Here is a 25,356-nt window from a genome sequence, read left to right on the forward strand (position 1 = left end):
AGTTGTTGCTCGGACGGACAGGTGGTGTTACACGTATCCGCGGTCGATCAATTCGTACAAATCGTCATCGCTCCGGCTTTCCGGTCCCGCGTCCTCCACCGATTCCGATTCCGGTTCCCGTTCCCGTTCCCGTTCCTCCACCGTTGCCGGGACGTCGGACGCCGCCGGCTCGATGAGGGAAAAGATGTGGCTGCCGAGCGATCGCGGGGTGGGGTACGAGAACGCGACGGTGGCCGGGAGTCGCACACCGGCGGCCGCGGCAAGCCGGTTGCGGAGCCGCACTGCCATCGAGGAGTCGAAGCCCAGATCCTTGAAGGTCTCGGTCGACCTCGCCGCGAGATCGGCGCCCGTCAGATCCGCGTCCTGCCTGCTCAGCACCGCTGCTGTTTCGGCGCACACCAGGCTCAGGACCGATGGTTCCGAACTCAGGTGCGCCGCCCTGGTATCGGCAGCGCCGGGCCGGTGCAGGGCCGTTCCGCTCGCGTGCGCGAAGGAGCCCGTGTTCGTGACGGCCGAGCGCTCGGTGATGTCCGAGCTCCCGGCCATGGCAAGCCTGTCCGTGTCATCGGGCGCCGTCAGCCAGTACTGCCTGCGCTGGAACGCGTAGGTCGGCAAGCCGATCCGGCGCGGCGGGTCCGCGTCCGCGAACACCGCGTCCCAGTTCACCGGCACACCCTGTACGTGCAGCTCGGCCAGCGAGGTGACGAGCTTGCTCGCACTCCCGTCGTCCTTGTGCAGGGTGCCCGTCACCAGCGGCGAGGCAGCCAGCGCATCGGCGGTCTCCTCCATCGCCACCGTGAGCACCGGATGCGGGCTGACTTCCACGAACACCCCGCCGCGGTCACGCATCAGGTGTTCGACCACCTCGCCGAAGCGCACCGGCGAGCGCAGGTTGTCGTACCAGTACGAGCCGTCGAGCCTGCGCGTGTCGAGCAACCCGCCGGTGACCGTGGAGTGGAACTCCACCGCCGACCCCTTCGGGGAAAGACCCGCGGCGGCCTCAAGCACACGATCCCGGATGCGTTCGACCTGGTGGGAGTGTGACGCGTACTCGATTCTGACCCGGCGCACCCGGACACCGTCCGCGGCCGCCATCGCGGCGAACTGCTCCAGTGCCTCAAGATCTCCGGAGATCACCACGGAGCCCGGTCCGTTGACCGCGCCCACGCAGAGCCGCCCGGACCATTGCCGCAACCGGTCCTCAACCCATGCGAGGGGTGCGGACACGGCGTTCAACCCGCCCAGGCCGGCCAGGTCGGTCAATGCACGACTGCGCAGGGCGACGATCCGCGCCGCTTCCTCCAGCGGGAGCGCGCCCGCCACGCAGGCCGCTGCGATCTCTCCCTGCGAGTGCCCCACCACCACGTCGGGGACCACTCCCAGCGACCGCCACACCCGCGCAAGGGACACCATCATCGCGAACAACGCGGGCTGCACCACGTCGTCGCCCCGCGCCAGCGACGGCGCCGACTCCACGCCGGTCACCACGTCCACGAGTGACCAGTCCACCCACGGGGCCAGCGCACGCGCGCACTCATCGATCCCGCGCGCGAAAACGTCCGACTCCGCGTACAGCCGCTTTCCCATTCCCGTCCACTGCGACCCCTGGCCGGGGAACACGAAGACGACGGGGCCCGCCTGCCGCGCGGCTGTCCCCCGAACCACCCGGGCCGAGCTTCCGCCCGCCGCGACCACGTCCAGGCCGGCCAGCGAATCCTCACGGCCACTGGCAAGGACCACCGCCCGGTGCTCGAACAGGGACCGCGTCGACACCAGCGAATGCCCCACGTCGACCGCCGGGAGAGAGGTGTCCGCGGCCACGAGTTCCCGCAACCGCGTCGCCTGCTCCCGCAAGGCCGGCTCCGACCGCGCCGACAGCACCCATGGCACCACTCCGAATGCGCCCGCGGAGGCCAATCCCTCACCCGCGGCACGGGGCCCTGTCTGCTCTTCGGGCGCCTGCTCCAGGATCACGTGCGCGTTCGTGCCGCCCATTCCGAAGGACGACACCCCTGCCCGTCGCGGCCGGTCCGGCACGCTCGGCCAGGGCCGGGCGGTGCGGAGGACTTCGAAGTCCTCCTGAAAGTCGGCGATGGCGGGGTTCGGGGCCCGGAAGTTCAGGCTCGGAACCAGCTGGGCGCGCTCCATGCAGAGCACCGCCTTGATGAAGCCGACGATTCCCGCGGCCGGCTCCAGGTGCCCGACGTTCGTCTTCACCGAACCGATCACCAGGGGGCGGCTGCGGCCGGTTTCCCTGAACACCTCGCGCAGAGCGGATATCTCGGCGGGATCGCCCAGTCGGGTACCGGTGCCGTGGGCCTCGACGTAGTCGATTTCGTCGAACGGAACACCCGCGCGTCGCAGAGCGGACAGTGTGGTCGCCGTCTGCGCGCCTGGGCTGGGGTCCGGCATGCGGGAGGTCGCGCCACCGCTGCCGACGCTCCAGCCGCGGACCACCGCGTAGATGTGGTCACGGTCGGCGACGGCGAGGTCAAGCCGCTTCAGCAGGACGAAGCCCCCGCCCTCTCCCCGGACGAAACCGCTGGCCCGTTCGTCGAAGGTGAAGCAACGGCCGTCGGGCGACAGGGCACCCAAATTCGCCATGCCGAGTCCCGCTTCCGGGTCGACGATCAGGTTCACGCCGCCTGCGATCGCCATGTCGACCGCGCCGCTGCGGATGCGTTCACACGCCAGCGCCAGCGCCACGAGGGAAGAGGACTGGCCCGAATCCGCGCAGAAACTCATGCCGCGGACGTCGAACAGGCTCGATATCCGGTTGGCGATCAGTGCGCCGCTCGAACCGAGCGCGGCATAGTGGTCGTCCCGGTCACTGCCGGACAACGTGCGCAGCACGTCATACCCGGAGGACGCGGCACCGACGAGGACATCGACCTCGCGGCCGGCGAGCGCGCCCGCCGCGACCCGGGCGTCTTCGACGGCCTCCCAGGAGAGTTCGAGCCCCAGTCTCTGTACGGGGTCCATGGCGGCCGCCTCCGCCGGATCCGTTCCGAAGAACTCCGCGTCGAACCCGGCGATGGCGTCCAGGAACGAACCCGCGTTCACGGTGGCGGCGTCGGGGTGGGACGGGTGCGTCGGGGTGACCACCCGGTGCTCGGGGAACGTTCCGACGGTCGACTTCCCGTCGGACAGCAGACGCCAGAACTCCTCCGGGTCGTGCACGCCCGGGAAGCGGCACGACATGCCGATGACCGCAATATCGGTGGCTGTGCCACTCATGCGCGTTCCTTCCGGTTGCCTCGGCGTGCGGCGCTCATGGGCCGCGCTGCCTTCATCGCCAAGAGGTCAGCAACTTCCGCAGCTCGTCGGGTGCGTTCATGAAGTCGTGGTGACTGCCGTCGACGACGTGCGTGTCGACCGAGTCCGCGTACCGACGCCATCCCGCGAGCTGGTCGATGCTCACGTCGGGGTCGTCCCGCCAGTGCAGTACGACGATGGGGCAGGGCACCTTGACCGGCTCCGCCCGCCGGTACTCGCGCGCGGCGGCCAGATCGCGGAGCAGTACCACCATGCCCAGATCGACCATGTCGGGCCGCGGCTCGATCCCACGTCCGCGGATGACCGATTCGAGCTCGGCGCGCAGGTCGTCCTCGGTCATGGTGAGCATCCGGTCGCTCGCGGCGTCGTGCGGTGCCGGCTGGCCCGACACGAAGAGACAAGCCGGAAGGGGCAGGCCCAGTGCGGCGAGCCGGACCACGGTCTCGAAGGCGGGCAGCGCACCCGCGCAGTGCCCGAAGAACGCGAACGGCCGGTCGAGTCGGGGAGCCAACGGTCCGGTCAGGCTGGCGGCGAGGTTCTCGTAGGTGTCGTAGTGGGGTTCGGCCAGCCGGTTCTCGCGGCCGGGGAACTGCACCGGGCAGACCTCGACGTCGTCGATCTCGGCCGGCCAGGCGCTGAAGGCCGATGCCCCGGACCCCGCATAGGGGAAGCAGAAGATCCGGGCGGGATGGTCGGTGGACGGCGGCCGGACGAACCACGGTGACGTGGCGGTGGTGGAGCCGGATGTCATGGCGTCATTCGTTTCTTGGCGACGATGGGGAGGTGGGTCATCCCGGCGATGAAGTACGACCGCAGATGCTGCGGCTCGCCGTCGAGGGCGATCGATCCGAACCGCTGGAGCAGTTCCTCGAAGAAGATGCGCAGCGTCAACCGGGCCAGCGGTGCCCCGATGCAGAAGTGCGGCCCGAACCCGAACGCGACCTGGCGCTTGGCGTTGCTCCGCGTGATGTCGAACTCGTGCGGATCGGTGAACTGGGAGGCGTCCCGGTTGGCCGATCCGATCCACGCGACGACGGCCGCACGGGCCGGGATGGTGCCCCCGCCGACCTGGGTGTCGCTCACCGCGTACCGCATGAAGTTACAGGCGGCCGACGTCCAGCGCAGCCCTTCCTCGGCCAGGTTCGGGACCAGCGACGGGTCGGCCTGCGCCTTCGCGAACTGCTCGGGCCGCTCGATGAGCGCGTGCACCGTGCCCGAGACGGTGTGCGGCGTCGTCACGTTGGCGCCCAGAAGGATGCTGTAGCCGTCGAGGGCGATCTCCTCGTCGGTCAGTGGCATGTCTCCAGCGCGGACGCTCATGAGCTGGTCGAGCAGACTCCCGTCCTCGTCTCCGGTCGCCCGCCGCCGTTTGACCCACTCGGTGACGTAGGTGACGAGTTCGTGGTGGGAGATGGCCAGCGTCGCGGCTTCGCTGCCGTGCTGGAAGTGCGGGTCCGAAGGCGCCGTCACCATGGCGGTCAGCTGTACGAGCTCGTCCCAGTCCCGCTCCGGGATCCCGAGGAGCGGGCCCGTGACCATCGCCGGCAGTCGCAGCGCCTGCTCGGCCAGGTCGAAGGTGCCGCCTTCGAGCGCCGGCTGGAGAAAGCGCACGATCGTCTGCCGGATCCTGTCCTCCCAGGAGGCCACCGCCCGCGCGGTGAGCTTGGCGCCGATCGCTCTGCGGACCTGGGTGTGCCGTGGCGGGTCGGTGGACGTCATCAGCTTGCCCGCCGCGACGTCGTCCACCCCGAGATGGGTCACCACCGTGCCGCGTTCCGACGTGAACTCCCGATGGTCGCCGAGCACCCGGCAGACGTCGTCGTAGCGGGTCACCGACCAGAACTCCCGGCCGTCCGGCAGGACTTGGCGGTGCAGGGGTGCCTTCGCCCGCATCACGTCCCAGATCGGGTGGGGATCGCCCGAGGTGTAGAGGTCCAGGTCGAACAGGTCGACGCGGTCGAGGTCGACGTCGCGTGCGGGCCCCGGCGTCAGCCTCACGTCTGTGCCCTCCCCTGCTCGATCAGTGCGGCGACCCGGGCCGGTGTCTGCGCCAGGTAGAAGTCGCGTACGGACAGCGCGACGTCGTAGTCCTGGGCCACTCGGTCGATGATCTTGATGCCGATCAGTGAATTGCCGCCGAGGGCGAAGAAGTCGTCGTCCGCCCCGACTTCTAGGGAGTCGAGGTATTCCCCCCACAGCGCCGAGACCTCCCGCACGAGCGACTCGGGTGAACTCGAAGGCACGGCTTGCGCTTCTGACTCCATGGCCAGCCTTTTCCTTTCCACTGTCCCGCTGGCGAGACAAGTCCGTTGAGCGGAAGTGTTCGCCGACAGTGCACGGAGGGGGGACATCGCCAGGTCAACGTAAATGGCCGGGGAAAGGCAGGGCAAGAGATGGCCGTACAGCCCCAGTCCGGGCGCCGTTGTCCCGCCGACAGGACAACGCAGCACTGTGCGCAGTCGCATTGACTTTCCCCGCGCCACGTTATTCCTTTTCATCCGGGAACTGCTCCGGAAATTTCGAAGTTTCACCTGCAGAAGGGAATGAAGGTGCCGCACGAACAGCGAATGGCGTCGCCCAGGCAATATCTGATGTGCCGTCCCACGTACTTCGACGTCACGTACTCGATCAATCCATGGATGGATCCGGCCCGGCCCACCTCGATACAGACCGGGCTGTCCCAGTGGAAGTGGCTGTGCGACACCTTCGCCGACCTGGGCCACGACGTACGGCTCATCGAGCCCGTACCGGGTCTTCCCGACATGGTCTTCGCCGCGAACGGCGCCCTGGTCGTGGACCGCAAGGTGCTCGTCGCGCGCTTCCGGCACACCCAGCGCAGGGACGAGTCCGCAGCGTACCTGGAGTGGTTCGGCCGCGGCGGCTGGTCCGAGGTCCGGCAGGCCGAGTACGTCAACGAGGGCGAGGGCGACTTCCTCTTCACCGGCAGGGAGATCCTGGCCGGCACCGGCTTCCGCTCCGAACCGCGATCCCACGACGAGGTGCGCGAGTTCTTCGGGCGCCCGGTGATCAGCCTGACCCTCGTCGATCCGCGCTTCTACCACCTCGACACGGCCCTGGCGGTGCTCGGGGACGCGGAGATCATGTACTACCCGGGTGCGTTCTCCCCGCAGAGCCAGGCGGTGCTGGCCGAGCGGTTCCCGGACGCTGTCCTCGCCGATGAGGCCGACGCCGCCGTGTTCGGCCTCAACGCGCTGTCGGACGGCCGCAACGTCGTCCTGCCCCGTGCGGCCGTCGGCCTCGCGGAGCGGTTGCGCGAGCGCGGCTACCACCCTCTCGGCGCCGACCTTGCCGAGTTGCTGAAGGCCGGGGGCAGCGTCAAGTGCTGCACGCTCGAACTGCGGGAATGAGGCGCGGGAGCGTGTGAGGACGGCGCGGTCCGCAGGGTCCATCCAGCGGTCCGTGCGGTTGTCCCGTCCACGGGACAACCGCACGGACCGCGGACACCGCCACAACACCGTTTACAACCCTGCTGGCGAGAGCGGCAGTTGGCCCCACGGACGTTCCGCTTCATGGCCCCGGGGAACACGCCGACCAGGTCGCTGCCTGCCAAATGCTCATGACAGAATCAGCGCGTGCAGATCGGGATGCTGGGTCCGTTTGAAGTACGCACAGACGACGGCGACTTGGTCGATGTGCCGGGAGCGCGACTGCGCGGACTACTGATCGCCCTCGCCCTCAGGACGGGTCACGCGGTCCCCAAGGCGTCACTCGTCGACTGGATCTGGGGCGAGCACACACCTGCCGATGCGACGAACGCCCTTCAGCGTCTGGTCTCCCGGCTGCGCAAGGCACTTCCGGACGGATTGATCGAGGGGCAGACCGACGGTTACCGGCTGACGCTGGAGCCCGACGCCGTCGACGCCGTCCGGTTCGAACGCCTCGTCGTCGCGGGCCGGGCCCGTGCCGAGAACAGTCCCGGCCGCGAGCGGCTGCTCGGCGAGGCCCTCGGTGTGTGGCGCGGTGCGGCCATGCAGGACGTCGGCCTGCAGGACAGCGCCGCCTTCGACGCCGCGGTCGTCCGGCTTGACGCGTTGCGCCTGACCGCCATGGAGGAGCGGATCAGCGCGGAGATCGCGCTGGGGCGCGGTGCGGAGATGGTCGCGGACCTGACCGACCTGGTCGCCGCACATCCGGTACGGGAACGGTTCGTCGCCGCGCTGATGCGCGCCCTCGTCGCGGCCGGGCGGGACAGCGAAGCTCTGCTGGTGTACCAGCGCGCGAGGGAGGCCCTGGCCGACACGCTGGGCACCGACCCCTCCCCCGAGCTGGCGGCGTTGCACGTCGCGCTGCTGCGGGGTGAGCTCGGGCAGGCTCTGCGGCAGGGGGAAGCGAGCCGCAGGACCAACCTGCGCGCGGAGCTGACCACCCTGGTCGGCAGGGGCTCCGATGTCGCCGCGGTCCGCGAACTCGTCGCCGAGCACCGGCTCACCACGCTGATCGGTCCGGCCGGCTCGGGGAAGACCAGACTGGCCACGGAGACCGCACGTACCCTCGTCGGCGACTTGCCGGACGGGGTCTGGCTGGTGGAGCTCGCCGCCGTCCGCGTCAATGGCGGCTTGACCGACGTGGCGCAGGCCATGCTCGCCGGGCTCGGCCTGCGGGACTCCCTGCTCGGCGGAGCCCCGAACGCGGAACTGGTGGACCGGCTCGTGGTCGCGATGCGCGAGCGGGAGGCGCTGCTGATCCTGGACAACTGCGAGCATGTCATCGAGTCCGTGGCGGTGTTCGCCCACCGGGTGCTCGGCGAGTGCCGGCGGCTGCGGATACTGGCGACGAGTCGCGAACCCCTCGGCATCACCGGGGAGGCCCTGTGGCTTGTCGAGCCGCTGGCCCTGCCGCACGGCGACGCGGGACCGGACGAGATCAAGGCCTCACCCGCCGTCCGGCTGCTGCGGGACCGGGCCAGGGCGGTGCGCCGGGATCTCGGGGCCGACGCGCACACGCTGGCGACCACCGCGCGGGTCTGCCGGGCGCTGGACGGGATACCGCTCGCGATCGAGCTGGCAGCGGCCCGCTTGCGCACCATGTCCGTCGACCAGCTCGCCCATCGGCTCGACAACCGGTTCCGTCTGCTGACCAGCGGCAGCCGGACCGCGCTGCCGCGCCACAAGACACTGCGCGCGTCGGTCGACTGGAGCTGGGATCTGCTGAGCGACGCCGAGCGGATGGTCCTGCGACGGCTGTCGGTGTTCTCCGACGGCGCGAGTCTGGAAGCGGCCGAGCGGGTGTGCGCGGGAGATGCGGTCGAGGCCGAGCAGGTGCTCGAACTGCTCACCGCGCTGACCGAGAAGTCGCTGCTGCTCGCCGAGGGCGGCAGCGCCCCGCGCTATCGCATGATCGGCACGATCAAGGAGTACGCCCGGCACCGGCTCACAGAAGCGGGAGAGACCGACCGGGCGCGCCACGCACACCTGGCCTGCTTCACCGAGCTCACCGAGATCGCGGAGCCGCACCTGCGCCGCGCCGAGCAACTGGACTGGCTGGCCACGCTCGAGACCGAGCACGACAACATCGGTGCGGCGATGCGCGGCGCGCTCGCGGCGGGCGAGGCGCAGTCGGCGATGCGGCTGGCTGCGAGCGCGGGCTGGTTCTGGTGGCTCGGCGGCCACAAGACCGAAGGCATGGAGCTGCTCACCGCGGCCACCAGGACGCCCGGCGAGGTGACCGACGAGGTCCGCGCCCTGGTGTACGCCCTCATCGCGATGTTCGTGAGCACGGGGCGGGGCGGCGACGAGCACGAGGCCGCGGAGTGGATCCTCAAGGCCCACCGGTTCAGCAAGCTCAGCAGTCGCCGCCACCCGGCGCTGGGGTTCATCGCCCCGTTGGAGCGCATGCTCCAGGCGCCCGACACGTTCCTGCCCGCGTTCGAGTCGCTGCTGGACGACGAGGATCCCTGGGTGCGTGCGATGGCGCGGCTGCACCTGGGCAAGATGCGGATCGTGCTCGGCCGGGACGGATGGGAAGCGGACGCGTACCTGGAAGGGGCGCTCGCCGAGTTCGGAGCGCTCGGCGAGCGGTTCGGGATCTCGTTCGCCCTGACCGAGCTGGCGGACCGGGTCGCTGTGCGCGGCGAGTTCGCCGCCGCGTGCGAGCACTACGAGCAGGCGATCGCGGCCGTCACCGAGGTCGTCACCGAAGTCGGCGCCGAGGTCGGCGCCCGTGAGGACGTCGTCCGGATGCGGTCGCGCCAGGCGCAGCTGTACTGGCTGCTGGGCGACGAGGACGCCGGCGCGGCCGCCATCGCCGCGGCACGGCGGAGCGCGGAGCGGGTCACCTGGCCGGACGCGCTGGCCGAGCTTGCCCTCTCGGAGGCGGAAATCGCCCGGTGGGGCGGCGACGCCGAGGAGGCACACAGGCAACTCGGCATCGCTGTGGCCATGTTGGGCGAAGAAGCGGAGCGGGCGAACATCCGCGCGGTGACCCACGATCTGCTCGGCTATCTCGCCGACGACATCGGCGAGTCCCGGGCGCACCGTGCGGCAGCCTGCGCTGCGGCGTCCGAGGGGGGACACGCACCCCTGATCGCTCAGGTGCTCGTCGGGGTCGCGGACCTGGCACTGCGCTGCGAGGAGCACGAGCAGGCCGCGCGGCTGCTCGCGGCGAGCGTGGGCATACGCGGGCTCCAGGACCTCTCCCACCCGGACGTGGCCCGGATCGAGCGGACCGCGCGGCACCGCCTCGGCGACGCGCGGTTCGCCGAGGCGGCTCGGGAGGGGACACGGACCAGCTGGTCTCAGCTGGTGGAGGTCACGCTCGCTTCTTGAACGTGGAGAGCGCCCATACGTAGCCGAGGACGGCGAGCCCGACGCACCAGGCGACGGCCGCCATCGCGTCGCCGCTCGACGGGCCGCCCTCCAGCAGCAGCCCGCGCAGCGTCTCGATGATCGGGGTGAAGGGCTGGTACTCCGCGAACTGCCGCACGCCGGCCCCCATCGATTCCGAGGGCACGAAAGCGGTGCTCAGGAACGGCAGCATGATCAGTGGCACTGCGGCCAGGCCCGCCGACTCCGCGGTCTTCGCTGCGAGCCCCAGGGCGACGGTGAGCCAGCTGGCCGCGACGCTGAGCAGCAGGATGAGACCGACCACGCCGAGCCAGTCGAGGGCGCTCGCCGCCGGGTCGAACCCCATGGCGAAGGCCACCCCGATGATGGCCGCGTTGGCCACCAGGCAGCGCACGATGGTGACGACGACCTGCCCGGTCAGCACGGCACCGCGCGAGACGTCCATGGCCTTGAACCGGTTGATGATGCCCTTCGTCATGTCGTCGTTCACGGCCACCGCGGTGGCGCTCAGGCCGTAGCTGACCGCCATCACGAGCATCCCCGGCGTCGCGTAGTCGACGTAGTCCTCACCGACGCTGAAGGCGCCACCGAACACCTTGACGAACATCAGCATGATCAGGATGGGCACCAGAGCCGCGTTGAACACCGTGATCGGGTTCCGCAGGGTGTGCTTCAGGTTGCGGCGCAACATGATCGACGAATCGGTCCAGGCCGCGGAGAGGGAGCTCACTTCGCCTCCTCCTTCGTGCTCGCGTGCCCGGTCAGGGCGAGGAAGACGTCGTCGAGGTCCGGCGTGTGCACGGAGAACTCCTGGGCGTTGATCATGTGCTCGTCGAGCCGGTCAAGGATGGCCCGCAGCGACTTCGAGTCGCCTTCGCCGGGCACCCGCAGGGCCAGTTCCTGGTCGTCGCGAGTGGCACCGGGCAGGATCCGTGCAGCCGTGTCGAGGTCGTCGAGGTCGGCGAAGCGGAGCCGGACGTGGGTGCCGGGGACCTGGCGCTTGAGTTCCTCGGGGGCTCCCTGGGCGACCAGGTGGCCCTGGTCGAGCACCACGATCCGGTCGGAGAGCTCGTCGGCCTCGTCGAGGTACTGGGTGGTGAGGAAGATGGTGGTGCCGTTGACCACCAGATCGCGGACGATCCCCCACATCGTGCGCCTGCTTCGGGGGTCGAGGCCGGTGGTCGGCTCGTCCAGGAAGATGATCTGCGGCCTGCCGACCAGCGTCATCGCCAGGTCCAGCTTCCGGCGCATGCCGCCGGAGTAGGTCGCCGCCATCTTGTCCGCGGACTCCCCGAGGTCGAACCGTTCCAGGAGCTGACTGACCGTCCGGTCGCCGGAGGGCGTGCGCTTCAGGTCCGCCATCAGCTGCAGGTTCTCCCGGCCGGTGAGCAGATCGTCCAGTGCGGCGAACTGTCCGGTCACGCCGATGGACGCGCGCACCTGCTTGGTCGCGGTCGCCACGTCGTGCCCGGCGACGCGCACCGTGCCGGCGTCGGCCTTCAGGAGCGTCGCCAGGACGTTCACCGTGGTTGTCTTGCCCGCCCCGTTCGGGCCGAGCATGGAGAACACCGATCCCTCGGCCACCTCGAAGTCGATGCCGTCGAGCACGACTTTGTCGCCATATGCCTTGCGCAGTCCAGAGACTGCGATCGCCGAACTTGTCATGTGTCCACCGTCCTCGCCGGGCCTGACACCGATCTGTCACGCCCCTGACACGGCCTCTGACACAGGGCTCCACCACATCGTCCCCGGTAGCGGCGGTGTGCGGCCCGCAGGCGAGCACCCGCCGCGACGCTAGCAACCACGGGCGGACTCCGTCCCGATCACGTCCAGCACCTCACGGCCGAGGTCGACCAGGTACATGTGATCGCCCGGGAGCTCCACATAGCTGAATCCACCCGTGGTCGCATCCCGCCACTGCTGTGCCTCGTCCGCGGTGACCAGGCCGTCGGAATCACCGCGCAGTGAGCAGATCGGCACCGACAGCGGTTCGTCGGTGCTCGGGAAGTAGTTCTCGTGCATTTCGCAGTCGGCCTGCAGCACCGGAAGAATCAGCTCACGCATTTCCGGGTGATCGAGAGCCTCGTGCCGGAACCCCGCGAACTCCTCGACGCGAGCGAGGAATTCCTCGTCGGGGAGGCCCGCAGCCCGCCTCTCGCGTTGCGTCCACGGTCCCGGCGAACCGCTGACGACCAGCCGCTCCACCTGCACGTCGCGCTTGGTCAGCAGGTGCACCAGTTCGTAGGCGAGCACCGCGCCCAGGCTGTGCCCGAACAGCACCACCCGCGCGCCCTCGCCGAGCGTCGCGGCGATGCCGTCGACCTCGTCCCTGGCCGCCTCGACGACACTGCGGTACGGCGTCTCCAGCATCCGCCGCTCCCTGCCGGGCAGTTCGAAGGCGACCACGGACCACCGGTCGGCGGCGAGTGCCCGCCACGGGTGGAAGAACGACGCCCCCGCTCCCGCGAAGGGCACGCACAGCAGCGAGGTCGGGCCCTCGTGTCCCGCGGACGCGCCGGGAATGCGATGCCCGGTCATGCCGCGAGCTTCCGGTTGATGACCTCCATGATTTCGGCCACGGGCCCTGGCATGTGCAATTCGTGATGCACGGCGCGCACATCGTGCACCTCAATGGAGCCCTGGATGTACGGCCGCCACAGGTGCGCGTACGAGTTTTCTTCGAGCGTCGCGTTGAAGAACAGCACATCGCCGCGGTAGACCGGCGATTCGAAATCCATCATGATGGCCGCGTTGTTGGCCAGAATCCTCGACATGGTTTCCACGAGCTGCTGCTGGTTGTCGGTGTCCCCGAAGTACTCGCTGAAGTGCTCCACCAGTTCCTTCCGGTAGTCGGCCAGTGTCCTGCCGGTATGCAGCTCCCTGAAATAGCCGCCACCCGGCTGGGAGTCCAGGACGGCCACGAACTCGATCTCGCGCCCGCGTCGGTCGATCGCCTCCGCGACGGCCTGCACGACAGTCCCGCCGTAGGACCAGCCGATCAGGTGGAAGGGGCCTTCCGGCTGGACCCGCACCATCTCGTCGACGTAGTCCTCGACCATCTCGTGCACCGAACCGGCCAGCTTGTCCACGCCGTTCCAGCCGCGGGACTGCAGGGCGTAGGACGGCCGGTCCTGTGCGTGCAGCACGAAGCTGAAGAACGCCCAGCCGAGCCCGCCTCCCCCGTGGAGGAACCACAGCGGCAGCTTGCCCGTGCCGGGATCGTTGTTCAGCGGCAGCACGACGGCGAACGGATCGTCGAGGTCCTCGGATGAGGCGACGAGCAGCAGCGCGGCCAACTCGGCCACCGTGGGGTACTTGATGATGGTCCTGAGAGGCATCTCGATGTCGAACTCGTCGCGGATCCGGGCGCTGAGCCGGGTGGCCAGGAGCGAGTGCCCACCGAGTTCGAAAAAGTCGTCGTCGATGCCGACCGTCTCGAGTTCGAGCAACTCGCTGAAGAGGACACACATCCTCTCCTCGTGGGAGTTGCGCGGCTCCCGGCTGACCGCGGTGCTCGTGTCCTCGGACGGCAGTGCGTCCCGGTCGGTCCTTCCGTCCGGAGTCAGCGGGATCTCCGGGAGCGAGACCACCGCGGAGGGCACCATGTGGAGCGGGAGATGCCCACGCAGATACTCGGGCAGTTCCTTGAGCAGCGTCTGAACGCCGGCATCGTCCTGTGCGGCCTCGGGCTCGGGCGTCACATAGCCCACGAGGCGCTTGCCGCCGTCCTGGTTCTCACGCAGCACGGCCGCCGCCCGCGCCACGTCAGGATGCCCGGTCAGCACATGCTCGATCTCCCCCAGCTCGACCCTGAAGCCCCGGATCTGCACCTGGCTGTCGGTCCGCTCGAGGTACTCCAGCTGACCGTTGCTGTCCCAGCGCACCAGGTCCCCGGTGCGGTACATCCGCCGTCCTGCCCCGCCGTCGGCAGGGCCGAACGGGCATGCCACGAAGCGCTCCGCGGTCAGCTCCGGCCGCCCCTGGTACCCGCGGGCCACCCCGGCACCGGCGATGTACAGCTCGCCCGGCACTCCGCGCGGAACCGGGCGCAACCGCGAGTCGAGCACGTACACCTGGGTGTTCCCGACGGGCAGCCCGATCGGCGCCCCCGCCCCCACCCTCACGCGTGCCTCGGTGCACCACGTCGCCGTCTCGGTCGGGCCGTACATGTGGAACACCTCGGCGGCCTGCTTCGCCAGGAGCTTGGCCAGCCGTACCGGTACGGTCTCCCCGCCGATGATGATCCGCAGGCCGTTCGCGGCGTGCGGCTCGCGCATCGCCAGCGTCTGCCAGAAAGCGGGCGTGGCCTGCACCACGGTGACCTCGTGACGGCGCATCAACTCCGCCACGGCCGACATGTCGTCGACGGTCTCCTCCCCTGCCACCACCATGGTCGCGCCGGTGATGAGCGGGAGGTACAGCTCGGTGTTGGCCAGGTCGAGCGCCACGGTCGTGCTGAAGAGCATCCGGTCCGCGGACGACAGCGGGAACCGGCGCTGCATCGTGGCCAGGTAGTTGGCCACAGCGCCGCGCGGGACCGCCACACCCCGCGGCTTCCCCGTCGACTCCGAGGTGTAGATCACGTACTGGGTGTTCTCGGGCCGGACGGCCACCTCCGGTGCCGAGTCCGGGTACTTCGACCGATCCACGCCGGCCAGCACGTCTGCGTCCAGCACGAGCGCCGGCTCCGCGTGCTCGATGACGGCGTCGATCCGGGAACGTGGGTGGCCCGGATCGATCGGAACGCAGGCTCCGCCGGCCTTCAGCACCGCCAGCAGCGCCACCACCTGGTTCACCGACCGGGGCAGGCACACGGCGACCCGGGACTCCGCCCGCACGCCGCGCTCGACCAGCCAGTGCGCCAGCCTGCTCGACCGCGCGTCCAGGTCCTGATAGGTGACCGACTCGTCCTCGCCGATGACGGCGAGTGCCTCCGGGGTCGCCTGTGCCTGCCTGGCGAGCGCCGCGGCCACGTCTCGCTCCGGGGCGGGCTCCGCGGTGTCGTTCACCTCCACCAACAGCCGCTGCCGCTCCCCCGCCAGCAGGACGTCGACGTCCTCGACGCACATGCCAGGGTCGGCGGCCAACTGCTCCAGAACACGCACGAACCGTTCGGCGACGGCCTCGACCGTCTCCCGGTCGAACAGGTCGGTCGCGTACAGGATGTCGCCCCGCAGCGCCCCCGATTCGTCGGCGACCACGTTGAAGAACAGGTCGACCTTGGAAGTCGATGTGGTGACCTGCTCGACCTCCAAGGTGAGCCCGGCCAGTTCGAGCTCCGGCCGCTCGTAGTTCTGCAGGCCGAGCATCACCTGGAACAGCGGCTGATAGGCGGCGGAGCGTACGGGGTTGATCGACTCGACCAGCATGTCGAACGGGACGTCCTGGTGCTCGTAGGCCGCCAGCGCCTTGTTCCGCACCTGTCCGAGCAGATCGGTGAACGAGGCGTCGTCGGACAGGGCCACTCGCAGCACCTGGGTGTTGACGAAGAAGCCGACCAGATCGGCCAGCGCCTCGTCGGTCCGCCCGGCGATCGAGCTGCCGATGGTCACGTCCGGCCCGCCGCCCAGCTTGCCCAGCAGCACCGCCAGCGCGGCGTGCAGGACCATCGACATGGTCGACCCGCGCTCGTCGGCCACCTTCTGCAGCCCGCTCACCACCTCCGGCGGCACCATGAGACCGACCGTGGCGCCCCGCCCACTCGCCTCCGGGGGACGCGGGCGGTCCAGCGGCAAGTTCAACGGCTGCGGCACTCCGGCCAGTTCCTTGCGCCAGTACTCGATCTGCTGCGCCGCGAGACTCCGCGGGTCGGCGACATCACCGAGCACCTCCCGCTGCCACATCGTGTAGTCCTTGTACTGCACGGGCAGCGGCTCCCACTGCGGGGCCCCGCCGTCCCGGCGCGCGGTGTAGGCCGTGGCCAGGTCCCGTGCCAACGGAGCGCCCGAGCTGCCGTCGGTGGCGATGTGGTGGATGACCAGGACGAGGACGTGTTCCTCGGGCGAACAGCGGAACAGGCGCACCCGCACCGGAATCTCGGTCGCCAGATCGAAGCGGTAGGCGATGGCCTCGTCGACCGCGCCGGACACACCCTCGGGCGCCACGTCGATGACCGGCACCTCCGGTATGGCCTCCGCTGTCGGGAGGATGCGCTGGTGGAGCTCACCGTCGTCGTTGGTCGCGTATACGGTGCGCAGGATCTCGTGCCGGTCGATCACGTCGCCGATCGCCGCGGCGAGGGCGGCCTGGTCCAGGGATCCGGTCAGCCGAATGGCCGCCGGCATGTTCCAGTTCTCCGACCCGCCCTCCATCTGGTGCAGAACCCACATGCGGCGTTGCGCGAATGCAAGCGGAATCATTGCTCTTACTCCTCTGTGAACATCTTGCGCAGGCCGGGGCGACGGGGAGCAGTCGATTCCTCCGTCCACGCGGCGAGCGCGGCCACTGTCGGCAGGTCGAAGATCTTGCGGATCGGTATCTCGATCTCCATTTCGGAGCGGACGCGGCTGATCAGCCGGGTGGCGAGCAGGGAGTGCCCGCCGAGCTCGAAGAAGCCGTCGTCAATTCCGACCCGGTCCACGCCGAGCACCTCGGCGAACAACGCGGCCAGGGTCTCCTCACGGGGGATGCGGGGGGCCCGGTAGGGGGCGGTGGTGAACTCGGGCTCTGGCAGGGCCGCCCGGTCCAGCTTGCCGTTCGGGGCCAGTGGCAGCCGGTCGAGAACCACGAAGGCGGACGGCACCATGAAGTCCGGCAGCCGCTCCGAGACGAAGGCGTGCAGCTCCTTCGTCCGCGGGCCGCGGTCGTCGTCGGTCGTGGTCGTGGTCGTCCTTGCGCCGGTGACGGTGACGGCGGGCACGACATACGCGACCAGTTGCTTGACCGTGGTGTCGGCCCGCCCGTCGCGGGCGATGACGGCGGCCTGCGCGACGCCGGGGTGCGCGGTGAGCGCGGCCTCGACCTCGGCGGGCTCGATGCGGAAGCCGCGCACCTTGACCTGCGCGTCCCCTCGGCCCACGTACTCCAGCTGGCCTTCGCCGTTGACGCGGGCCAGGTCACCGGTGCGGTACATGGGCGCGCCGGGCGGGCCGAACGGGTCGGCGACGAAGCGCTCGGCGGTCAGTGCGGCACGGCCGTGGTAGCCACGGCCCACGTTCCCGCCGACGTAGAGCTCGCCGACCGCGCCAGGCGGCACCGGGGCAAGGCCGGGACCAAGGACGTAGGCCCGCATGTTGCCGAGCGGGGTGCCGACGGGTGCGCTGCCCGTCCATCCGTGCGTATCGCCGTCGACGGTGAAGGTGGTGGCGTAGAACGACTCGCTCTGCCCGTAGGCGTTGACGATCCGTACGCCGGGGAAGGCGTCCCGCGTCCTGTCGACGAGCGACGAGGGCAGGGCCTCGCCGGCGAAGACGATCGTGTCCACGCTGGTGCGGCCGGAGATCTCGTCGACGAGTTCGGCGAAGACGGAGGGCACGGTGGAGATGACGCTGCCGCTCCAGCCCTTGCGGTCGCCCAGGACCAGCACGTCCGGGACGACTTCGACGACGCCGCCGACGGCGAGCGTCGTGAAGATCTCGAACACCGAGACGTCGAAGTTGACCGACGTGCCCGCGAGGAGGCGCTTGCCCGGTTCCATCCCGATGCGCGAGGCCAGCCGCAGCACGCCGTTGACCACGTTCGCGTGGGTGATGGCGACGCCCTTGGGCTTGCCCGTGGATCCGGAGGTGTACATCACGTAGGCCAACTGGCCTGCGTGGAGCGGACGGTCGGGGCCAGGAGCCTGCGCGGACAGGTCGAGCGTGTCGAGGAAGACGTCCGGGGCGTCGTGCTCCGGCAGCAACCCGGCCGTCGCGGTGTCCGTCAGGATGAGGTGCGGACGCGCCTCGTCGAAGATGGGCACCAGGCGGTGGCTCGGGTACCTGGAATCGACCGGCAGATACGCTCCACCGGCCTTCAGGACGGCGAGCAGTGCGACCACCAGGTCCACCGACCGTGGCAGCGAGACCGCGACCACCGACTCCGGGCCCACGCCACGTCCGGCCAGTTCGCGCGCCAGGCGGTCGGCACGGGCTGTCACCTCGCGGTACGTGAGTGACGCGCCCTCGGAGATCACGGCGACCTCGTCCGGTGTCCGCTCCGCCTGGGCCTCGACGAGCCCGGTGATCGTGACGTCCGGGGTCGGGACGGCCGTGTCGTTGAACTCGACGAGGAGTCGGTCGCGTTCGGCCGGCTCCAGGACGTCGAGCTGCGCGACCTTCAGTTCGGGAGTGGCCGCCAGCTGCTCCAGGACACGTACGAACCGGGCCGCGTACGCCAGCACCGTGTCCCGGTCGAAGACGCCGGGCGCGTACTGGAGGAGGAACTCCAGGTGCGTCTCGGCCGCCGCCATCAGGGCCAGCGGGTAGTGGGTGCCGTTGGTCGGGCGCAGGCCGGTGAAGGCGATCCCGTCCGCGGCTTCGGTGGCGGCGCCGATGCCTTCCCGGTCGACCGGGTAGGACTCGAAGACCACCAGGGTGTCGAAGAGGGTCTGCAGGCCGACGGACTGCTGGATCTGCGTGAGGCTGTAGTGGTGGTGCTCCATCAGGCCGGCCTGCCCGCGCTGAAGCCTGGTCACGACCTCGGCGAGGGTGTCGCCGGGCGCGTACTCCACGCGTACGGGCAGCGTGTTGATGAACATCCCGACCATCGACTCGACGCCGGTCACGGCGGGCGGACGCCCGGAGACCGTGGCGCCGAACATCAGGTCCTGGCGACCGGTGAGCTGACCGAGCAGGAGCGCCCAGGCGCCCTGGACCAGGGTGTTGATGGTGACGCCCAACTCGGCCGCACGGCTGTTGAGTTGACTTGACATGTCATGCGGGACGCTGAACTCGACCTGGTCAAGGCCGTCGCCGTCCGCGGCTCCCGGGGCGAGCAGGGTCGGCTCGTCGACGCCGGCCAGTTCGGCCGCCCAGGCCCGTGCCGCCTCGTCCTGGTCCTGCCCGGCGCGCCAGGCCAGGTACTCACCGAAGCTGCGCGTGCCGGGCAGAGCCGATCCATCGCCGTGAGAGGCGTAGAGGAGCAGCAGGTCCCGCATCAGCAGGGGCGCGGACCAGCCGTCGGACAGCACGTGGTGGACGGTCATCACGAGCTCGGCCCGGCCGGGCTCCAGGACGGCGAGCGCCAGCCGCAGCAGCGGCGGGGTGTCCACGTCGAAGTGGGCCGTCCGGTCCTGGGTGAGGAACCCCTCGAACGTCGCGGTTCGCTCCGCCTCGTCGGCCGCGGTCAGGTCGAGGTACTGCCACGGCAGGGTCACGCCTTGCGCAGGCACGACTTGTACGACATCGCCGTCGGCCCGGTTCACGAACGCGGCACGGAGGTTGGGGTAGCGCTCCAGGAGTGCCTGCCCGGCCCGGCGCATCCGCTCGGGGTCGACCTCGCCGGACAGCTGGAACACCAGCTGGATGTGGTAGGGGTCGAACGACGTCCCGGCCAGCATCGAGTGGAAGAGGATCCCGGACTGTGTCGGGGTGGTCGGCCATATCTCGGTCAGCGGGCCGAGGCGGCTCTCCCAGGTGTCGATCTCCTCCTGGCCCACCGCGACCAGGGGGGCGTCGCTCGGGGTCAGCCCGCCGGCGTCGGGGGCCGTGGCGTGCTGGGCCAGGGCAGTCAGCGCCCGGACCCACAGTCCGGCCAGCTCGGTCACCTCCTCGCGGGAGAGCACTCCGGTCGGGAAGCCGAAGTAGGCGGTCAGTTCCTCGCCGCCGACGGTGTCGACGGCCACCGCGTTGATCTCCAGCGCCGACAGAACGGGCATGTCGGCGTCCGGGGCCGCGATCAGGTCCTGGTGCGTGGTGTCCGGTGCCCAGCCCAGGTCGCGCAGCTCCTCGGGGATGTCCGCGCCGGATGTGCGGCCGAGGTAGTTGAACCCGATCTGCGGTTCCGGCTCCGCGGCCAGCGCGGCGGCGGTGCCGGGATTGAGGTGACGCAGCAGGCCGTAGCCGATGCCGTTGTCCGGCACCGTCCGCAACTGCTCCTTGACGGCCTTGATCGCCCGGCCGGCGGCCGGACCGCCGGCGATGGCGTCCGCCACGTCGATGCCTGCCACGTCGAGACACACGGGGTACAGCGAGGTGAACCATCCGACCGTGCTCGACAGGTCCGTGCCCGGCACCACGTGCTCTTCCCGGCCGTGCCCTTCCATCCGGACCAGCGTCGAGGATCCGGACACCCCGCGTGTCCGGCGCCAGTGGGCCAGCGCCAGCGCGAGCCCGGCCAGCAGCCCGTCGTCGGGCCCGCCGCGGAACACCGCGGGCACCGTGGTCAGCAGGGTCTTGGTGACGTCTGCGGGGACCCGGACGGTCACCGTGTCGACGGTGGCCGTGACATCACGCGTGCGGTCCAGCTGACGCGCGCCAAGGACGGGCTCGTCCGAACGCAGGATCTGCTGCCACAGGGGCAGTTCCGCCACCCGTTCCGGCCTGGCCGCCTCGTCGACCAGGGCATGCGCCCACCGGCGCAACGAGGTGCCGCCCTTCGCCGCTCTGGGGGTGTGGCCGTCCCGGACCTGCTGCCACGTCGCGATCAGGTCCGGTATCAGGATGCGCCACGACACCCCGTCGACGACCAGGTGGTGCAGCACGATCAGCAGCCGACCCGCCCCCGTGGCAGAGGCGAACCACACGAACTGCGCCATGACGCCCGCGTCCGGGTCGAGCCGGCCCGTGGCCGCGTCCAGTTCGGCGTTCACATCGGCGTGTTCGTAGGGGATCTCGCGCAGCAGCGCGCCGGCGTCCACACTGCCCGGCGCCCGTATCGACAGGCCCGGCTCGGCCCGGTCGAGCCGGGACCGCAGCACATCGTGCCGATCCAGCACGGCCTGCAACGTGGTGACAAGACCCGCGCGGTCGATGCTCTCGGGCAGGGCCAGCATCCCGGACATGGAGAAGCGGCCGACGGGACCGTCCAGCGCGAGGACGTGTGCCGCCATCGGAGGCAGCGGGGCCCAGCCGACGCCGCCACCGGGCAGCTCGGCCAGGGTCGGGAGTTCCTCTTCTTCCCGGCCTTCGACCAGTTCCGCGAGCCGGGCGGCCGTGCGGTGCTCGAAGACCTCCCGCGTGCTGACGGTCACGCCACGCGACCTGGCCCGCGCGACGACCTGGATGGAACGGATGCTGTCGCCGCCGGTGGCGAAGAAGTCGTCGTCGACGCCGACCCGCTCCAGGCCGAGCACTTCGGCGAACAGTGCGCTGAAGGTCTCCTCGCGCTGATTGCGCGGCGCCCGGCCGGTCGACCCCTGCGCATAGTCCGGCGGCGGCAGCGCCCTCCGGTTGAGCTTCCCGCTCGGAGTCAGTGGTATCTCCGTCAGCGGTACGACCGCGCTGGGCACCATGTAGTCCGGAAGGCGCCCGTGCAGGTACTCGCGCAGACCGGCGAGCAGCGGACCGATCGACTTGGCGACCACGGGGGCGTTCGCCAGGACCCGCCTGCCCACGGCGCCGGGGACGAACGTGCCCGAGACACGGGGCTGTCCGGTCCGCCGCTGGGGCAGCAGCACCGCGTCGAAGCAGCGCACGTCCTCGCCCGACAAGGTGAGGACCGCGTCACGGCCGTTCTCGCCTGCCCACGCGATCAGTTCCTGCGGATCGACCGGTTTCCCGGACATGCGCGCCGGGTCGAGGAGACCTGCCGCGACGGTCACGGTGGCCTCCTCGACGAGCCGCGCGTTGGGTACGCCGGTCACCCGCACCGGGCCGTGTCCCACCCGATCCTCGAGAGTGCCGAGGTCGGGCAGGTCGGACAGTTGCCCGCCCCATGGCACCGACGGCACGTCGGCCAGGTCGAGGACGTCGGTCGGCTCCTTGTGCAGGACCACCTCGTAGCGGTGCCGGGTCAGTTCGTTGTGCGCCTGCCCGGGCTTCGTCCGGATGTCGACCCCGACCGAACGTTCCGCCGCCCACTCGATGAACCACTCGGGGGCCACCACCAGCTCACGCTCGGCCAGCAGCTCCTTCTCCACCAGCGTCCGCAGCTCCTCGTACGAGGCGTGCGGGTGCGCCGCACGCTGCACCGCGGTGAGCAGAAGCCGGAGCGTCGTGGCGTTGCGGACGTCACCGACGATGACCCGGCCGCCCGGCGCGAGCAGCTCCATGGCGTTGCACAGGACCCGGTCCAGGTAATCGGCGCTCGGGAAGTACTGCGTCACGGAGTTGAGCACCACGGTGTCGAAATGGCCGCGGGGCAACCCGGACAGGTCGTCGGCGGCCTGGGCGCTCAGCCGGACCCGGTCGCCGTGCCCTGCCCGCTCGGCCTGCGCCCGGATGCGGTCCACGACCGGGGCCGAGATGTCGGTGCCCCAGTACTCGTCGACCTCTCCGACGATCTTCGCGAGCAGGAGTCCGGCACCCACGCCGATGTCCAGCACACGCCGCGGCGCGAACCGCAGCACCTGGGCCACAGCCGCGTCCCGCCACTCCTGCATCTGCTCGCGCGGGATCGGTTCGCCGTCGTACGCGGACGTCCACATCTGGAAGTCCTCGCCCCACGCCTGGTCCTCGGACTCCCGGTAGGTGTCGTCGTAGACCTGGCGCCACTCGTCCGTCTGGTCATCGGCGTCCACTGCCGCGGCATCCGGGTCGGGCACCACATATCCCACGAGGCGCTTGTCGCCCTGCTCGTCCTCCTGCACCACGACCGTCGCCTGCGCCACACCGGGATGCCCGGCGAGCGCCTGCTCGATCTCGCCGAGCTCGATGCGGAATCCGCGGATCTTGACCTGGAAGTCGGTCCGCCCGAGGTACTCGACCTGGCCGTCCCTGTTCCACCGCACCACATCGCCGGTGCGGTACATCCGGGTCCCCGGCGCGCCGTAGGGGCAGGCGACGAACCGGTGCGCGGTCAGCGCACTCTGCTCCACATAGCCCCTCGCCAACCCGGCACCGGCCAGGTACAGCTCACCGGCCACCCCCGGCGCCACCGGACGCAGCGCCGCGTCCAGCACGTACACCTGGGTGTTCCACACCGGCGCGCCGATGGGCACCCGGTCCGCGCCCGGCACGTGCTGCCACGCGGTGACCTCCACCGCCGCCTCGGTCGGTCCGTAGAGGTTGTGCACCCCGCAGCCGGGCAGCACAGCGACGGCCTTGTTGGCCAGCGCGGCCGGGAACGCTTCGCCCGCGACCTCAGCCCAGCGCAGGCTGGTGCACTCCCTGGCCGCCGGCTCGGTGATGAACACCTCCAGCAAGGACGGCACGAAGTCCGCTCCCGTCACCTGCTCCCGCTGGATCAGCTCCGCCAGATACGCCGGGTCCCGGCGGCCGTCCGGACGCGCGATCACCACGGCCGCGCCCACCTGCAAGGGCGCGAACAGCTCCGGCACCGACACGTCGAAGCTCGCGGACGTGCTGAGCAGCACCCGGTCCTCGGCCGTGACATCGAAGTGCGCCAGGCCCCACGCAAGGCGGTTCATGATCGACCGGTGCGACACCTGCACGCCCTTCGGCCCGCCCGTGGAACCGGAGGTGTAGATGACATAGGCGGCGTTGTCCGGCGACAGCGCACGCCTGGGGTTCGCCGTCGGGTGGCCGGACACATCGGGAAGTGTTTCGTCGAGCACCACGAGCGGGTTCGCGCTCTCCAGCACATGCCGCACCCGGTCCTCGGGCAGATCGGGGTCGATCGGCAGGTAGGCCGCGCCCGCCTTGACCACCGCGTAGACCGCCACCATCAGGTCGACGGAACGCGGGACACGTACCGCGACCAGTTGCTCGGGGCCCGCGCCCTGCTCGACCAGCCAGTGCGCCAGTTGGTTGGCGCGCCGGTTGAACTCCGCGTACGACAGCCTCTCCTGCTCCCCGATCAGCGCCAGGCGATCAGGATCTCGCTCCACCTGCGCCTCGAACGCGCCAGGCAGCGTGTCCACGGCCACCGGGTGCGCGGTGTCGTTGACCTCCCCTACCAGCCACTCCCGCTCCCCCGCCGACAGCACGTCGACGTCCCCCAGACGCACGCCCGGGTCGGCGACCGCCTGTCCCAGGATGCGCACGAGCCGGTCGACGATGTCGACGGCCGTGGTGTGGTCGAACAGCTCCGTGGCGTACTCAAGTCGCCCGTAGGCGCGTCCGGACGCCTCCGGGACGATGTTGAAGAACAGGTCGAACTTCGCGGTGTCGGTGCCCGCAGGGGCGAGGGAGGCCCGCAGGTCCGGCATCTCGATCTCCGGCCACACGAACTGCCACGCCAGCATCACTTGGAACAGCGGCTGGTAGGAGGTGGAACGCTCCAGGTTGAGCAGTTCCACCAGCCGTTCGAACGGAACGTCCTGGTTGTCGTACGCGGCGAGCGCCTTGTCCCGTACCTGCTCCACCAGATCGCTGAACGAGGGGGCCTTCGAGAGGTCGGCGCGCAGCACCCAGGTGTTGACGAAGAACCCGACCAGGTCGGCCAGGGCCTCGTCGGTGCGGCCCTCGATCGGGCTGCCGATCGTCACGTCCTCGCCGGCGCCCAGCTTCTGCAGCAGAACCGCCAGTGCGGCCTGGACCACCATCGGGGCCGTGGCACCGCGCTCCGCGGCGATCTTCCCGAGTCCGGCGACCAGGTCGGGTTCCAGGAGGAAGTCGACGTGGCCGCCCCGGTAGCTGGCCGTCGGCGGCCGCGGCCGGTCGAGCGGCAGCTGCACCGGCTGTGGAACTTCCGCCAACTCCTGGCGCCAGTAGGCGAGTTGCGGTGCGGCGACGCTTTCCTTGTCCCCGTCCTCGCCCAGCAGTTGCCGCTGCCACAGCGTGTAGTCCTTGTACTGCACCGGCAGGGGCGTCCACTGCGGTGCTCCCCCACGGTGGCGGGCCGTGTACGCCGACACCAGGTCCCGCAGGAACGGCGCCATCGACGCTCCGTCCGCGGCGATGTGATGGAACACGAACGTCAGGACGTGCTCACGCGGCGAGAGGCGGAAGACGAAGGTCCGCAGGGGGAGTTCCGTCTCCAGGTCGAAGCTCTCGCTCACGGCCTCCTGCATCGCGTCGTCCAGCGATTCCGGGGCCACGTCGACCACCCGGAAGTGGAGGTCGGCCTCGTCCGGGGGCAGGACCCGCTGCTCCGGCGTGCCGTCCGCGCTCTCGACGACCAGGGTGCGCAGGCTCTCGTGCCGGGTGACGACATCCGTGACCGCCGCGGCCAGGGCTGCCGTGTCCAACGTCCCGTCCAGGCGCAGCGCGAACGGGATGCTGTAGGTCGCGGACGGGCCCTCCAGGCGGTGGAGGAACCACATCCGACGCTGGGCAAAGGACAACGGGATCATCGA

The 25,356-nt window shown here is 70.2% G+C and carries 11 protein-coding genes; 2 read left to right on the top strand and 9 right to left on the bottom strand.

The window, feature by feature from the left end:
* Window positions 1–27: 27 nt before the first annotated feature.
* The 4 genes from M4V62_RS00705 to M4V62_RS00720 are packed head-to-tail and all read right to left on the bottom strand — an operon-like array spanning window position 28 to window position 5,540.
* The gene (locus M4V62_RS00705) at window positions 28–3,237 is read right to left on the bottom strand and encodes a type I polyketide synthase (protein WP_249585209.1); all 3,210 of its coding nucleotides are present in this window, start codon (window positions 3,235–3,237) and stop codon (window positions 28–30) included.
* A gap of 52 nt (window positions 3,238–3,289) precedes the next feature.
* A complete protein-coding gene (locus M4V62_RS00710) occupies window positions 3,290–4,027 on the bottom strand; it encodes a thioesterase II family protein (protein WP_249585210.1) in 738 nt (245 codons plus the stop codon).
* Window positions 4,024–5,274, bottom strand: coding sequence for a cytochrome P450 (locus tag M4V62_RS00715; protein WP_249585211.1), 1,251 nt, complete (start codon window positions 5,272–5,274; stop codon window positions 4,024–4,026). Before M4V62_RS00715 ends, M4V62_RS00710 begins: the two co-directional genes overlap by 4 nt.
* Window positions 5,271–5,540 (bottom strand): phosphopantetheine-binding protein, encoded by a 270-nt coding sequence (locus M4V62_RS00720; protein ID WP_249585212.1) that lies wholly within the window; start codon window positions 5,538–5,540, stop codon window positions 5,271–5,273. The genes M4V62_RS00715 and M4V62_RS00720 overlap by 4 nt, the downstream gene beginning before the upstream one ends.
* A 279-nt stretch (window positions 5,541–5,819) precedes the next feature.
* Here M4V62_RS00720 and ddaH point away from each other — a divergent pair, with 279 nt between their 5' ends.
* Together ddaH and M4V62_RS00730 are read left to right on the top strand one after the other, a co-directional pair.
* On the top strand, window positions 5,820–6,644 hold the full coding sequence (gene ddaH / locus M4V62_RS00725) for a dimethylargininase (RefSeq protein WP_249585213.1): 825 nt from the start codon (window positions 5,820–5,822) through the stop codon (window positions 6,642–6,644).
* Window positions 6,645–6,869: 225 nt separating this feature from the next.
* Entirely contained in the window at window positions 6,870–10,061 is a 3,192-nt protein-coding gene (locus M4V62_RS00730; RefSeq protein WP_249585214.1) for an ATP-binding protein, read from the top strand.
* Here the strand turns inward: M4V62_RS00730 and M4V62_RS00735 are convergent.
* From M4V62_RS00735 to M4V62_RS00755, 5 genes are all read right to left on the bottom strand, one after another.
* Window positions 10,045–10,809 carry an ABC transporter permease gene (locus M4V62_RS00735; protein WP_249585215.1) on the bottom strand — a complete coding sequence of 255 codons (765 nt, stop codon included), beginning with the start codon at window positions 10,807–10,809 and terminating at the stop codon, window positions 10,045–10,047. The two genes, M4V62_RS00730 and M4V62_RS00735, sit on opposite strands and share 17 nt — an antisense overlap.
* Complete coding sequence (locus M4V62_RS00740; RefSeq protein WP_249585216.1) at window positions 10,806–11,744, bottom strand: ATP-binding cassette domain-containing protein; 939 nt, start codon at window positions 11,742–11,744, stop codon at window positions 10,806–10,808. The genes M4V62_RS00735 and M4V62_RS00740 overlap by 4 nt, the downstream gene beginning before the upstream one ends.
* Window positions 11,745–11,873: 129 nt before the next feature.
* Window positions 11,874–12,617, bottom strand: coding sequence for a thioesterase II family protein (locus M4V62_RS00745; RefSeq protein ID WP_249585217.1), 744 nt, complete (start codon window positions 12,615–12,617; stop codon window positions 11,874–11,876).
* On the bottom strand, window positions 12,614–16,438 hold the full coding sequence (locus M4V62_RS00750) for a non-ribosomal peptide synthetase (protein WP_249585218.1): 3,825 nt from the start codon (window positions 16,436–16,438) through the stop codon (window positions 12,614–12,616). The genes M4V62_RS00745 and M4V62_RS00750 overlap by 4 nt, the downstream gene beginning before the upstream one ends.
* Window positions 16,439–16,443: 5 nt before the next feature.
* Complete coding sequence (locus M4V62_RS00755) at window positions 16,444–25,353, bottom strand: non-ribosomal peptide synthetase (protein WP_249585219.1); 8,910 nt, start codon at window positions 25,351–25,353, stop codon at window positions 16,444–16,446.
* Window positions 25,354–25,356: the final 3 nt, after the last annotated feature.

It is taken from the genome of Streptomyces durmitorensis, from assembly GCF_023498005.1.
Classification (GTDB): domain Bacteria; phylum Actinomycetota; class Actinomycetes; order Streptomycetales; family Streptomycetaceae; genus Streptomyces; species Streptomyces durmitorensis.

What these genes read in the sequence shown, in the direction of transcription:
- M4V62_RS00705 (WP_249585209.1), bottom strand. Translation starts at nt 3,237, where the DNA reads ATGAGTGGCACAGCCACCGATATTGCGGTCATCGGCATGTCGTGCCGC.
- M4V62_RS00710 (WP_249585210.1), bottom strand. Translation starts at nt 4,027, where the DNA reads ATGACATCCGGCTCCACCACCGCCACGTCACCGTGGTTCGTCCGGCCG.
- M4V62_RS00720 (WP_249585212.1), bottom strand. Translation starts at nt 5,540, where the DNA reads ATGGAGTCAGAAGCGCAAGCCGTGCCTTCGAGTTCACCCGAGTCGCTC.
- ddaH (WP_249585213.1), top strand. Translation starts at nt 5,820, where the DNA reads ATGAAGGTGCCGCACGAACAGCGAATGGCGTCGCCCAGGCAATATCTG.
- M4V62_RS00740 (WP_249585216.1), bottom strand. Translation starts at nt 11,744, where the DNA reads ATGACAAGTTCGGCGATCGCAGTCTCTGGACTGCGCAAGGCATATGGC.
- M4V62_RS00745 (WP_249585217.1), bottom strand. Translation starts at nt 12,617, where the DNA reads ATGACCGGGCATCGCATTCCCGGCGCGTCCGCGGGACACGAGGGCCCG.
- M4V62_RS00750 (WP_249585218.1), bottom strand. Translation starts at nt 16,438, where the DNA reads ATGATTCCGCTTGCATTCGCGCAACGCCGCATGTGGGTTCTGCACCAG.
- M4V62_RS00755 (WP_249585219.1), bottom strand. Translation starts at nt 25,353, where the DNA reads ATGATCCCGTTGTCCTTTGCCCAGCGTCGGATGTGGTTCCTCCACCGC.